This is a genomic window from Bartonella queenslandensis AUST/NH15 (genome assembly GCF_000312585.1).
Lineage (GTDB): Bacteria > Pseudomonadota > Alphaproteobacteria > Rhizobiales > Rhizobiaceae > Bartonella > Bartonella queenslandensis_A.
The window spans coordinates 1-309 of sequence record NZ_HE998058.1 but is presented as its reverse complement, the minus strand read 5'-3'; the positions used below and the strand labels follow the sequence as shown (position 1 = coordinate 309).

Genomic DNA, 309 nt, shown 5'->3' with positions numbered 1-309 from the left:
GGCAATAGCATAACTTTGAGAAGTAATGGGTGAGGGGTGTGCAGATTGCTCTTTCTTTGCATCAAGCAAATGCAACTCGCCTTTATATTGTGGTAAAACAATCTCTGTTGTGTAACGGTCATGACCGTTTTTATCTTGCCATTTACGTGTTTGTAATTTGCCTTCTATGTAAACCTTTGAACCTTTACTGAGATATTGAAGAGCAATTTTTGCCAAATGTGGATTAAAAACCACAATGGAATGCCATTCGGTTTTATCTATTTTTTGATTGGTCTTTTTATCAGTATAGCTTTCAGCGGTCGCCATACG

1 protein-coding gene is annotated in these 309 nt (G+C 37.5%); it reads right to left on the bottom strand.

Annotated features, from left to right (window positions below; translation table 11 throughout):
• The coding region (ssb, locus tag BN338_RS09340; RefSeq protein ID WP_039761470.1) for a single-stranded DNA-binding protein at nt 1–309 on the bottom strand (309 nt) is incomplete at both ends.